Here is a 12,927-nt window from a genome sequence, read left to right as displayed (position 1 = left end):
ACAAGAAATAAATCAGAGGATCGCTATTTCTTCAAGTTTGCGAAGGCTTCTATTGCGGTTTTGCGGGATTCAGTCACATCGCATATTGGGGCTGGGTAACCGTGATCTGCGAAGATATCCCGCGGTGGACAATGAATATCGCGATGCCCCAATTCAGCGAGCTCCGGGATATAGGTGCGAATGAACCTGCCATCCGGATCATACCGCTTTGACTGGCTGTAAGGATTGAATACTCGGAAGTATGGCGCGGCGTCGGTGCCGGTGGAGGCCGCCCACTGCCAGCCACCGTTATTGGCCGCAAAATCCGCATCGACCAGAGTTTGCATGAAGTAGCGCTCTCCCTTGCGCCAGTCGGTCAGCAGATTTTTGGTGAGGAACGAGGCCACAATCATACGCAACCGATTGTGCATCCAGCCGGTCTCATTCAGTTGCCGCATGGCCGCATCCACTATCGGCACACCGGTTTTCCCCTCGCACCAGGCCGCAAAATCCTGCTCCCGATCAGACCAGGGCACGGCTTCGGTTTCGGGCTTGAAAGGTTTGTTCCGGCACACTCTCGGATAATTCACCACAAGGTGCTGGTAAAACTCCCGCCACAGCAACTCGCTTAGCCAGGTTGTGGCCCCTTCACTGCCTCCGGCCCAGCGGCCGCCGTTGGCTTGCGTCGCCATCTGTACACACTGGCGAATGGAAACAGCGCCACAATTGAGATAGGGCGAAAGACGCGAGGTATTTTCCCGTGCCGGAAAGTCACGCCAGCGGTGGTAGTCATCGATGATTTCCGCAAACGCCTTGAGTGCCCGGGCGCCGGCAGCTTCTCCCGTGGACCAGTCGCGAACCCGCTGGTTCCCGCCGGGCGCCACGGCGTAATCACCCACCGTGTCAGGGACCCGCCGCACCAGATTGCTGTCGCCCTCCACCGCGATCCACTCCGGCCACTGTCCGGCGTGATCGTCGCTGCGGGAACGGGGGGCAGGCAATGGTGCAAAGGCCTCGCCACTGTTGTCGTGCGCGGCGATAAACGCGCGCTTAAACGGTGTAAAAACCTTGTAGCCGGCGCCGTCGCCGGTGGTAATACTGCCGGGGGGGACGAGGGTGCGGTCGGTAGACAGCTCCAGCGGAAGTCGACGTTTTTTCAGCTGCGCCCTTACCGCCTGATCCCGCCGCAGTTCATTCAGCGGATATTCGGCATTGGCAAACAATGCATCGATTTTCAGCTTTTGTGTAATCTGGTCCAGGGCCGCAGGCACCTCAGAAAAGGTGGCGACCTCGAGAAAGTACAGCGGTATATGTTTTTTCTCGAGCGCGCGCTGGAGCTGCATCAGGCTGCGCAGGCGCATGGCGACGACATGATCGCCATCATTGTGTTCACGCCAGGTTTCCGGGCAGGCGATAAAAATACCGGCCACGCATTCGCAACTTTTCGCTGCGCGGTAAAGCGCGGTGTTGTCTGCCATGCGCAAATCATTGCGAAACCACACCAGGCCGCGTTGGTACACTGTTTCAGCCATACACTGGACTCAGTCGCCGGTTGATCAATGAAAATCACAGAGCCCGAGCTCTGCGGGTTCGGCGGCCAGCAACACCTGATTGTGGATAAAACTGTGCGGACTACGCGGCAGATAGTGGCGCAGCAGTGTCAGAACCGCCGACAGAGGCTTGCGCCCCAGACGGTATTCCTCGATCAGCGCGCTGAGCTCTGCTTTCTCGTCTTTATCCAGAAATTCACGCAGATGACCGGCACTGTGCATCAGGGCATTGGTGCGGTCCTTGCGGGATGCGGGGCGAGACAGAATATCCATAATCCCACCACGCACTTCAAACGCCAGCTGGTCCTCGGGTAACGACTTCGCGTTGGCCACTAATCGCCCCAACGCACGGGTTTTGTCCTGATGGTGGGCGAGCAGCAGGTACTTGTAGGCGGTATAGAATTCGATGATCCTCGCCAGATAGGAGGCGGCCGCCACCGGACCGGAGGCGTCATCCGCTGGCACTTCCTCCGGGTCGCCGCCCTCGAGCTCCACGTAGCGGAACCAGGCATCGTAGGCAAAAACCCGGGTCAGAAAATTCTCCCGCAATGCACTGTTGTTCAATCGCCCGACCTCTTCCATCGGGAGATGGGGAAACTTCTGCTGCAGACGCCGGGCAAAGACGCCCACGCCTTCACTGTCGATACCGTGACCATTGTCGAGATAGCGGCGCACACCCCGCAGGCCGCAGCTGGGGGAGTTCTGCATAAAAATGTAGCCGCGCACCTTTTCCAGTTGGGGCACCACCGAGTCCGCATAGGCCCGCAATGGCTCGGTGACATCCACTTCCGGATCTTCCACCCCCACCACACGCACCGCATCCACCGGCGCACTCGCTTTCTCTACCAGCAGGTGAATCGGTTTGCGCGGCACTCCCATGCCAATCGCCACCTCCGGGCACAGGGGGACGTAGTCAAAACACTGACCCAGCAGTTCTGTACATATTTTGCTGTGCTTGTGGCAACCATTGAACCGCACCGGGTCGCCCATGGCACACTGACTGATACCGATGGGTATTTTTCGGCTCTGTTGCTGTATTTTCATCCGCTCTCCAGCCCAAATCGCCTCTAAGCTTCCACCTAAGTCTACTCTACGCTGCAGCCGCCTTATCGGATGAGAGCGGGATACCGGAGCACCACCGCAATAATCCAACGCCAACCGGTGAATTCCCCGGTAATTGTTGCGCAGCCCGCCACCGCCGCTAAAATGCCAGTCCTTCTTATATATACCAGTCTTACCAGATCCCGGGGCCCGGAATGATTCCAGCACTGCGCGAAATCAACGATGTACAGGCGCTCTACCTGCAGTTTCTCAAAGCACTCAAGCAGGAGGGCTTCCATGGCGATGCGAGCCCCAGTTACGCCAGCCGCACGGTGCTGTCGACCGATAACTCCATCTACCAGGTACTGCCCCAGGCGGTGGTGTATCCCCGGGACATCCACGACCTGCAACTGCTGATGAAGCTGGCGGACCGGGAGGAATTTCATAACGTGGTGCTCTCTCCCCGGGGGGGCGGTACCGGCACCAATGGCCAGTCCCTGACCGATGGCATCGTGGTGGACATTTCCCGGCATATGAACCGCATCCTCGAAATCAATACCGAAGAGGGCTGGGTGCGGGTGCAGACCGGCGTGGTAAAAGACCAGCTGAACGCGGCGCTGAAGCCCCACGGCCTGTTTTTCGCCCCGGAGCTGTCCACCAGTAACCGCGCCACCATTGGCGGTATGATCAATACCGACGCCTCCGGCCAGGGCTCCTGTCTGTACGGCAAGACCCGCGATCACGTGCTGGAACTGAAAACCGTGCTGATGGGCGGCGAACTCTGGCACTCCCAGGCCATCGACGATGAAACACTGGCAGAGGTCACCAGCAGTGACTCCCGTGCTGGCAGGGCTCACCAGGTGGTCGACCGTATCGGGCGGGAAAAAAATGACCTCATCGATGCCAAATTTCCAAAACTGAACCGCTGCCTCACCGGCTACGACCTGGCCCATATTCGCGACAGTGAGAAAGGCAAGGACGGCCGCTTCAACCTGAACAACATTCTTTGTGGTTCCGAGGGCACCCTGGGCTTTATCGCCGAGGCCAAGCTCAATCTGCTGAAGATCCCCAAGTGCGCAGCACTGGTGAATCTCAATTACGACCACTTCCAGGATGCCCTCAAAGACGCCACCGACCTGATGAAGGCCGGGCCCACGTCCATCGAGACGGTGGACAGCAAGGTGCTGCAGCTGGCCATGGGGGATATCGTGTGGGAGAAGGTGAGCGAGTTTTTCCCCCAGGACGAGCGCCCCGTTCAGGGGATCAATCTGGTGGAATACACCGCGGATTCCGAAGAGGAACTGGAGGCGGCGCTCAACAAGTTCACCACCCATGTGGACAGCCTGGTCGGCCAGCCGGGCAAGAGCTTCGGCTACACCATTGCCCGCGGCCACGCCCAGGTGAACAAGATCTGGGGCATGCGCAAGCGCGCCGTGGGGCTGCTAGGGAACGCCAAGGGCGAACAGCGTCCAATCCCGTTTGTGGAAGACTGTGCGGTACCGCCGGAAAACCTCGCCGACTTTATCGCCGAGTTCCGCGCCGCCCTGGACGAAGCCGGCTTTGCCTACGGCATGTTCGGCCATGTGGACGCCGGTGTACTGCACGTGCGCCCGGCCATCGACATGAAAGACCCGGAACAAGCCAAGCAGGTACGCATCATTACCGAAAAAGTGGTGGCCCTGGCGAAAAAATACAACGGTCTGCTGTGGGGTGAACACGGCAAAGGCGTGCGCTCGGAATTCGCGCCGGAATTCTTCGGCGAACTGTATCCGGAGCTGCAGAAGATCAAGGCCGCCTTCGACCCGCGCAACCAGCTGAATCCCGGCAAGATCGCCACCCCCAGCGCCGCCTCCGGCCTGCTCAAAATTGATGAGGTACCCACCCGTGGCGAGCACGATCGTCAGATCCCGGTACAGGTGTGGGAGGGCTATTCCGAGGGCGTTTACTGCAACGGCAACGGGGCCTGCTTTAACTGGAACCCGGACGACGCCATGTGCCCTTCCTACAAGGGCACCCGCAACCGCATCCACTCCCCCAAGGGCCGCGCCTCGCTGATCCGCGAGTGGCTGCGCCTGTTGTCCGAACGCTCTGTGGACCCGGAAGCGGTGGCACGCAAGAGCCGTGAGCAGTCGTTTCTGATCGGCCTGCCCAGCCGAATCAAGCATTCTCTGGCACGCGCCCGTGGCGAATACGACTTCAGTCACGAGGTGAATGCATCCATGCAGGCCTGCCTGGCGTGCAAGTCCTGCGCCGGCCAGTGCCCGATCAAGGTGGATGTGCCCACCTTCCGCGCCAAGTTTCTCGAGCTCTACTACAGCCGCTATCTGCGCCCACTGAAGGACTACTTTGTCGGCGGCCTCGAGTTCATGATGCCCCATCTGGCGCGGGTGCCAATGCTGTACAACCTGCCGCTGAAGCTGAAGCCGGTGCGCTGGGTCATGGAGCGCGGGCTGGGCCTGGCGGACTCACCAAGCATTTCCGCCACCCGCCTGGACAAAGTGTTGCGCGAGCTGGGTGTACCCTACGCCAGCCGCGAAAGCCTGCGTGCCATGGGCCCGGCACAGCGGGCCAAATCCGTAGTGATTGTGCAGGATGCGTTTACCAGTTATTTCGACGCGGATGTAGTCGCAGACACCCTGCGCCTGCTCAAGCTGCTGGACTTCAACCCGCTGGTGGCGCCTTTTCGTGCCAACGGCAAACCACTGCACGTGCACGGCTTCCTGCGCCAGTTTGCCCAGACTGCCGCCAGCAACAGCGCCATGCTGAACAGCCTTGCGGAAAGCGGGGTTCCGCTGGTGGGGATAGACCCCTCCATGACCATGACTTACCGGGGAGAATACCGGAAGCTTCTCGGGGATAAAGCGCCGGAAGTCCTCCTGCTGCAGGAGTGGCTCTCCCGGCACACCGAGCACCTGGCCAGCAACCGAAAACGGCTGCAGCCCGGCACCTTTACCCTGCTGCCCCACTGCACCGAGCAGTCCAACGCTGCCGGCTCCACCCGTCAGTGGCAGCAGGTGTTCAGTGCCCTGGGCATGGAGCTCAACAGCCAGGCCGCGGGCTGCTGTGGCATGGCGGGTACCTACGGCCACGAAGTGGCCAACAAGGAAACGTCACGGACCATCTTTCAGCAGTCCTGGGCGCCCAAGCTGACCGGCGATGCCAGTGCCATACTGGCCACCGGCTACTCCTGTCGCTGCCAGAGCAAGCGCTTTGCTGACACCGATTTACGCCACCCCTTGCAGGCACTACTGGCACAAATTGAAGATTCAGGGTTTACTGTCAGTAATCACTAACTTGTTTGCGGTGGTGCCCGCACCACCGCAAACAACGACGAATACGGACTGCCCATGTTGCCCAGCTGCCAACACCGCACGCGCCCGCTTGCTTGCCTCGCCGCCCTGCTAGCCGCTCTCTGCCTGCCACTCTCGCCCTCCGTAGTGGCACAGGAAAACGCCCCCAAGGCAGGCACCGATGTCGCGCCCCTGATCATGGAAGCAGAAGAGTACGCTCTGGAAGGGAGTTATGACCTGGCACTCCCGCTCTACGAACGCGCTATCGCGCAGTTGAAAGCCGAGCCTCATCAGCAGAGCCAGCTGCGTTACCGCTACGGCATCATTCTCAATGCGCTGGGTGCACAACGCCCGGATCTCTACCCCCTGGCGCGGGAGCAGTTTGAGGCAGTGCTGCTGTATATCGAATCGTCTCCGGGAATTCCCTTCGAGCACTCCGCGGCGCGGGTACGCTCAGCCATTGCCCACACCTTCCACCAGGAGTCTGCTGTGCAGGAGATGCCCAATCGCCGCGCACTCCTGCTCCGCAGGGCCTACCAGATGTATACCGGTGCCATCGAACAGTTGCGTGCTGAAGGGGACTGGCAGAACCTGGCGATCACCTCGTTCAATATTGGCCAGGTATGCGAGTGGCAGGGCAACCTGGAGGAAGCCATTCAATGGCTGGAGCAAGCGGTTGCACTGGACCGTAAACACGGCTTTCCCGACCTGGAGGAGGATCAGGCCTACCTGACCGCCCTGCGGGAACTGGTCAACCCACAACAACCGGTGGGCAAAACCGCGATCTGAGTCGCGGTCACGGAGCCCTTCCCAGCCCACAGCGCCGAAATGAATATAGGACGATAGTACAACTTCCCCTAGTCAAAGCCTTATATTGCGCAAACGGTTTGACCTAAAAAACAGAGATTTCAATCAGCCTAATAGGCTAAACCTTCTCTGCGCGCGGGGGATTTAGCCCTCACACCCGCTTTCTGGCGTAAAGATCAAAACATTTGGCCTTTTTCGAACGGCCGGTCACAAATAATCACAAAAAAATTATGTTCTACGGTCTGCGGGTTCTCGGCGCCGTTGTCGTTGATTTTTTAACCAACCCTAGATGACATCGCTGTCAACCTGTTCCCGTGGTCAGGAATTCCTTACCAATAAATTCAAACGTTTGTTTCGCCACTCGTCATCAAGTGGTCACAATCAGAGACAACATCCCAACATTCTCGGTCACTACGCACCGTGTGGACTATTCGTCTCGGGGAATACGAGAATCTTTACGAAGACTCAGCGGTTCTCTGGGCAGCCTTGCGCGAATTCCCCCACCCCCTAATATGGCCCTCGCTGATCAAACATTGATCGCTTATGAAGAAATCAACTTGGAGCCACGCAGACATCCACTGTCTGTGACCAGAGAGCTTCCGGAGGTATAGAACCAATGCGACAGAGTCTTAAACAGTACATCATCGTGCTTGCAGCTTCCCTTGCGGCCCTGGCCGGTGGCGATGCCTTTGCCGCAATCAAGGAGTCCCCGGATAAGAAAAAGAAGTCCATGACCGTCACCGCGACCGCCTACAATTCTGTTGAAGGCCAGACCGATGACGACCCCTGGACTGCGGCCTGGAACAACCGTCTGCGTCCCGGTGACAAGATTATTGCGGTGTCCCGCGACCTGGAAAAGCACGGTCTGACCAACGGCGCCAAAGTGAAAATTGAGGGTCTGCCCGGCACCTACACTGTGCGCGACCGTATGAACAAGCGCTATAAAAACCGCATCGACGTGTGGATGGAAGAAGACATCAAGAAAGCCCGCAAATGGGGCAAGAAAAAGCTGAAAATTGTCTGGAACCACAAGAAGTAACAGACCAGTGATTGACTGAAGCTCCTGGGAGTTGCCAGCACTGTCAAACAAAAAACCCCGCGATCGCGGGGTTTTTTGTTGTTCCGGATATCAGGGCTCAGTGGTGACCTCTATTCCGGGCACCTCGCGGCACCCTTCATTCTCGATGTAATAGATACTCGGCTGATAGCTCTGATTGTAGCGGTGCTCTATCCCCTCATCGCGAAAAACCAGCAGGAACTCTTCCTTTACCCACCCTTTGTCGGTGAGATACTCACTCAGCCAGAGCAGGGCCGGGCCATCTTCGTGGCACTTGCCGTAGAACATTCGGGTTTTTTCCACCAGCTGCTTGGTAAGGTAGTCGCGGTATTTTCCGGGATAGGTAAAGCGCTCCCCTGAAAGGTCTGCATTCAGTACACCATCTTCGTTACCTTCCAACTGTGCCTGCGAGCGGTCCTGCCGCTCCGCCGACGGCAGGTCGCGATCTTCCCGCGTGGGGAATTTCTCAGGCTCTGGCGGCTCATCACCACCCCGGTCGCGCGTCGGGCGCGCGTCCTCGGGCCGATCAATTTTCTCAAGGAATATCGCCGTATTCTCGTCGCAGTCGATACAGGTACGACCGGCGATAATGGCATAACCTTTCAGCTCGGAAATCAGCTCGGCCTCCGCGAGATCCACATCGATCGTCCGATCATCGGAAAGCGTCAGCTCAATGCCGGAAAATGCCGGCATCGCCGATGAGAAGCACAGCAGGGGAAGTAGAAGACAGTAAGGGAATATTCTCATGCAGAGCAACCACACTTAATACATCTGCAGACCGCGGCCAGTTGGCACCGCCAGGGCAACTTTCCTTGCTGCCCTTGGCGGCGCCGCGATTGGGTAGTGCTGTTACACTGTCGCGATTCCCTTCTATAAATAACCATAGCAGAGCACGGCAATCCTGCCGGCCAGCGGGCTATTATTTCCCCGTGCGCCTCAAACCAGGACCTGGCAGGGTACGCCTAACAGGGTCGGGGCATCAGGGCGCTTCCCAACTCCCACTTTCCTCCGCCGGACCAATAAACGCACCCACACCCTCTTCCTTCAGTGCATCCAGCGCTTCCTGCAGGGCCTCTTCGTCCGTATCGAATACGTCTTCCCACACGGTAGAGTTGTTGTGCGCATCGACAATTTCCAGAAGCCAGCCCCCCTCGCCGTCTTCGTAGATATCGATGCTGACCGTGTGGTTTCCATCGCTGTATGCCCGGCTCAGGGGAGAGTCCTGGGAAGTGAAGTCTTCGGCCATGGGGTAACCTCGCTGGCTTAGGAGAAGTGGAAGTAAGTCGCCGATTGGCAGAGACACCCGTTCCGGTGTGCCATCGTCAAGCAGCGTCCTTCACTGTCGAAAAAGTGTACGCTGCAGGGAAAGAAATTTGTTAAAATGCGCGGCGAATTTTTACCGCTTTCCCCCGAATGCCCCGGATTTACGCTCCGGCCTGCAAAAGGACATCAAAATGACCGCTTTTTCTGCCGAAAGCGCGCCCGTCGTGGTCTGCGCACTGTACAAATTTGTCACCCTTGAAAACTTCGAATCCCTACGTGAGCCCCTGCTGCAGGTCATGCTCGACCATGAGGTGCGCGGCACTCTGCTTCTGGCGGTTGAAGGCATCAACGGCACCGTAGCGGGGAGTCGCGGGGGCATCGATGCCCTGCTCGCACACCTGCAGTCCGACCCGCGCCTGGCGCCACTGGATTACAAAGAGTCCTACACCCGGGAGATGCCATTTCTGCGCAGTAAAGTGAAACTGAAGCGCGAGATTGTAACCATGGGGGTAGAGGGTATCGACCCGCGCCGTACCGTGGGCACTTATGTCAAGCCGGAGGACTGGAACGCACTGATCTCCGATCCGGAGGTTCTGCTGATCGATACCCGTAATGACTACGAATATCAGGTGGGCACTTTCCAGCACGCGGTGAACCCCAACACCACGTCGTTTCGCGAGTTTCCCGAGTATGTGAAGCAACACCTGGACCCGCAGAAACATAAAAAAGTGGCTATGTTCTGCACCGGTGGTATTCGCTGTGAAAAGTCCACCGCCTACCTGAAAGAGCAGGGGTTTGACGAGGTGTACCACCTGCAGGGTGGCATTCTCAAGTACCTGGAAGAGGTTCCGAAAGACGAGACCCTGTGGAAAGGGGAGTGCTTTGTGTTTGACGATCGGGTAACCGTCAACCACGACCTGGAACGCGGCTCCTACGCCCAATGCAACGCCTGCCGCATGCCGATCACTGAGGACGAGATGGCCTCCGAACTGTTTGAGCAGGGCGTCAGCTGTCCCCACTGTCACGACAAGGTTTCCGAAGCGGATAAATCCCGCTTCCGCGAGCGGGAAAAACAGATTCAACTGGCCAGGATTCGCGGCGAGCAACACCTGGGTGAAGATGCCAAGGCCGCCACACGCAACCGACGCCAGCAGAAACAGGCTCAGCGACGCCAGCAGGCAGAGCAGGCGCGTAACGCCTGATTACCCCTACCCCGCAACCGGGCCGCCGGCGTCAACTGGGAACATCGGCGGTGCTGGTCAACCATTGCAGAGCTTCCGCCTCGGTCAGAAAAGAGAAAAAATTCAACCCACCCTGGCGTGCCTGCTTGCGCATAACAGCGGTGGTATTCAGCTGCGTATTGTTGAGCACCGCGATGCGCGCCGCGCGCAGCTCAGGCACACTGGCGACAAAGCTGCCATATTGCCGCTGCTCATCCAGTGTCATGGACAGTCTGCTGACCTTGCGAACGTCCGCGAGAATCCGCAGGGGTTTGAGATGTCCATACTTGGCCACCAGTTGACGCGCTGCCCGTATTCGATTGTCGAGAGTTGCCTCTCCATATAGCAAGAGGTAAACCACACGACTCTGGTTGTCATACCGAAACTGAAAACTCACAACTACTACTCGTATCCGCGCGGGGCGACTAAGCGCCACAGCAAAAACCGCTTCATTCTTTTTTCTGGAGCAAGAATGGTCGAATACTACGAACAAAGCGTCTTGATTGGCACAAAAAACCAAGCTTCGTTGCAAATCTGTGAAACCGATCCGTATACAACCTGAATCCAATGAAGTAACCGCGACGCGCATCACAGTGCCGGATACGCGTTTCCGGCGTATCGGAAGCTCCTGCACAGTGCGTACCAAGTCAGGTTCAGGGCATATGACCTTGGTGGGGAAATGAGACAGAGGTCGCGGTGGCGCGGGGCCCGGTCCGCGAAGTGAGAAGAGGATAGGTGAAAAGAACACGGAAGTCGCGGAGCAACGTTCCGGGTATCAACGCAGCACTTCTCCTGTGATGGAGCGCGACTTTTCGCCTTCCGCCAGCCACTGCAGCGCCGCCTGCTCGGTAACAAATTCCAGTACATTCAATCCTTCCGCACGGGCTACACCGTCAATCACCACATTGGCGTTGTACTCCGGCGCATGCAGCACAGCGATGCGCCCGTGTTTCACTCCCTGCAGATGGGCCACGTAGGTGCCAAACGCCTCGCGCTCGGCCACGGACATTTCAATATCAGCCTGGCGCACGTCCACCAGCACATTCAGTGGATGCAGGTGCCCGTACTTCTCCGCCATCTGGCGGGCCGCCGCACGTTTTTCCGCCGCATCCACACGGTCGAAAAAGATGGCACTGACCACACGCGTCGTTGCGTTAAATCGAACCTGAAAGCCCAACTGCATTCTCCTGAGCCAATACATTCAGGGCGGAGGCGCGTCTCACGAAGAATCACGCTCCACCGCCGTTTCCCCGACCTCAGGTCGGGTATCCCAGTGTCTACCGGAAATTTGCGGCCACTGAGTATAGCCCCACGCTGGAATTGTTCCGACTGATCCTCGTACTGGCGCCTGTTGACGCGATCAATCCAGTTCAATCTCCGGCATCCCATCGTCACTGGCACCAAGCCACACTTGCGCCGCTGCTGCGCGAGCAATCTCACGGTACAGCGCCGCGACCTTGCCCTCGGGCTCCGCGGCCACGGTAGGGCTTCCACCATCGGTCTGCTGGCGGATCGCCATCGCCAGCGGCAGCTGACCCAGCATACGGGTGTCGTAGTCCGCCGCCATTCTGTCGCCACCACCGGCGCCGAAAATAGGCTCCTCGTGACCACACTTGGAGCAGGTATGCAGCGCCATGTTTTCCACAATTCCCAGCACCGGTACAGAAACCTTGCGGAACATCTCGACTCCCTTGATGGCATCGACCAGGGCCAGATCCTGGGGTGTCGTCACAATGACCGCACCGGCCAGAGCCACCTTCTGCGACAGGGTCAACTGGATGTCACCGGTGCCCGGAGGCATATCCACCACCAGATAATCCAGCTCACCGTGTTCGCTGCCAGCGCCCCACAGGGTCTGAGTCAGCATCTGGTTCAGGGCGCCGCTGGCCATGGGACCCCGCCACACCGCCGGGGTATCTTCAGTCAGCAGGTACCCCAGCGACATGGTCTGCAGGCCCTGCGCCGGAATGGGTACAAAAAACTTGCCGCCCTGTACCTCCGGCCGCAACCCTTCAGTACCTAGCATGGTGGGCAGGCTGGGACCGTAAATATCCGCATCCAATAACCCCACCGCAGCGCCCTCGGCGGCCAGCGCGAGCGCCAGGTTCACCGCAGTGGTGGACTTGCCCACACCGCCCTTTCCTGACGCCACGGCGATAATGTTCTTCACCGCCCTAAGGGAGTCCGGTACCTCTCCTGCGTCTGTACGCTGGATATCAGAAAACAGATCAAACTGAATTTCACTGCACGCCAGTGCCCCCTGGAGCAGCGGCTCACAGGCCGCCTGCACCCGCTGTGCCCAATGGGGCTGCTGGCTGGCACAGGGGTACCCAAGGGTCACACCGACATACACGGTGCTGTCGTCAAAACCCACCTCAATGTCCGCATCCAGGGCATCGAGGACCACGCCGGTAGACGGGTCTTCCAGAGCGCCAACGGTCTCCGCGATCCGCTCGAGCCCCGCCTGGATTTCAGGAGAAAGGTCGCTGTGGTCTTGATGGTGATCGGTCACGGTGGTGTCCTCGCTAGAACAGATGTGCAATGGGAATTGGGGCGGCATTGTGGTCAAGCTGTGCGCGGATGACAAGCGCCCGACCTATCGGTCCCGTGATGCTGCCGGGTGCCTTACAGCCCCCATTTCTGCTATATTCCGCGCTCTTTTCCGGCCCTGGCGCCGCACCATTCAAACAATCCACACAGACTAATCTCGCAGCTTTTGG

General features: G+C 58.6%; 11 protein-coding genes. 4 read left to right on the top strand and 7 right to left on the bottom strand.

The window, feature by feature from the left end; translation table 11 throughout:
- Positions 1-23: 23 nt before the first annotated feature.
- Both LRR79_RS06905 and LRR79_RS06900 read right to left on the bottom strand, forming a co-directional pair.
- A complete protein-coding gene (locus LRR79_RS06905) occupies positions 24-1,511 on the bottom strand; it encodes a cryptochrome/photolyase family protein (protein WP_231759635.1) in 1,488 nt (495 codons plus the stop codon).
- A 24-nt stretch (positions 1,512-1,535) separates the two neighbouring features.
- On the bottom strand, positions 1,536-2,573 hold the full coding sequence (locus LRR79_RS06900; protein ID WP_231759634.1) for a YbgA family protein: 1,038 nt from the start codon (positions 2,571-2,573) through the stop codon (positions 1,536-1,538).
- A 212-nt stretch (positions 2,574-2,785) separates the two neighbouring features.
- Between LRR79_RS06900 and ydiJ the strand changes: the two genes are divergently transcribed.
- The 3 genes from ydiJ (at position 2,786) to LRR79_RS06885 (ending at position 7,706) form a co-directional block, all read left to right on the top strand.
- Entirely contained in the window at positions 2,786-5,863 is a 3,078-nt protein-coding gene (gene ydiJ, locus LRR79_RS06895; RefSeq protein WP_231759633.1) for a D-2-hydroxyglutarate dehydrogenase YdiJ, read from the top strand.
- Positions 5,864-5,917: 54 nt separating this feature from the next.
- Positions 5,918-6,649, top strand: coding sequence for a tetratricopeptide repeat protein (locus LRR79_RS06890; protein WP_231759632.1), 732 nt, complete (start codon positions 5,918-5,920; stop codon positions 6,647-6,649).
- A gap of 634 nt (positions 6,650-7,283) precedes the next feature.
- On the top strand, positions 7,284-7,706 hold the full coding sequence (locus tag LRR79_RS06885; protein WP_231759631.1) for a 3D domain-containing protein: 423 nt from the start codon (positions 7,284-7,286) through the stop codon (positions 7,704-7,706).
- A 90-nt stretch (positions 7,707-7,796) separates the two neighbouring features.
- Here LRR79_RS06885 and LRR79_RS06880 read toward each other — a convergent pair whose 3' ends face one another.
- Complete coding sequence (locus LRR79_RS06880; RefSeq protein WP_231759630.1) at positions 7,797-8,471, bottom strand: hypothetical protein; 675 nt, start codon at positions 8,469-8,471, stop codon at positions 7,797-7,799.
- Positions 8,472-8,703: 232 nt separating this feature from the next.
- The gene (locus tag LRR79_RS06875) at positions 8,704-8,970 is read right to left on the bottom strand and encodes an RNA-binding protein (RefSeq protein WP_231759629.1); all 267 of its coding nucleotides are present in this window, start codon (positions 8,968-8,970) and stop codon (positions 8,704-8,706) included.
- Positions 8,971-9,178: 208 nt separating this feature from the next.
- Here LRR79_RS06875 and trhO point away from each other — a divergent pair, with 208 nt between their 5' ends.
- Positions 9,179-10,189, top strand: coding sequence for an oxygen-dependent tRNA uridine(34) hydroxylase TrhO (gene trhO, locus LRR79_RS06870; protein ID WP_231759628.1), 1,011 nt, complete (start codon positions 9,179-9,181; stop codon positions 10,187-10,189).
- Positions 10,190-10,220: 31 nt separating this feature from the next.
- Here the strand turns inward: trhO and LRR79_RS06865 are convergent, their stop codons facing one another.
- The 3 genes from LRR79_RS06865 to apbC all read right to left on the bottom strand — a co-directional run bounded on the left by LRR79_RS06865 (position 10,221) and on the right by apbC (position 12,719).
- Positions 10,221-10,604: a hypothetical protein gene (locus LRR79_RS06865; protein ID WP_231759627.1), complete on the bottom strand. Its 384-nt coding sequence runs from the start codon at positions 10,602-10,604 to the stop codon at positions 10,221-10,223.
- Positions 10,605-10,982: 378 nt separating this feature from the next.
- Positions 10,983-11,390, bottom strand: a complete 408-nt coding sequence (locus tag LRR79_RS06860; protein WP_231759626.1) for a hypothetical protein — start codon at positions 11,388-11,390, stop codon at positions 10,983-10,985.
- A gap of 177 nt (positions 11,391-11,567) precedes the next feature.
- Positions 11,568-12,719, bottom strand: a complete 1,152-nt coding sequence (gene apbC / locus LRR79_RS06855; protein WP_231759625.1) for an iron-sulfur cluster carrier protein ApbC — start codon at positions 12,717-12,719, stop codon at positions 11,568-11,570.
- Positions 12,720-12,927 lie beyond the last annotated feature (208 nt).

This window comes from Microbulbifer elongatus (assembly GCF_021165935.1).
Classification (GTDB): domain Bacteria; phylum Pseudomonadota; class Gammaproteobacteria; order Pseudomonadales; family Cellvibrionaceae; genus Microbulbifer; species Microbulbifer elongatus.
This window is presented reverse-complemented; position numbering and strand designations above follow the sequence as displayed.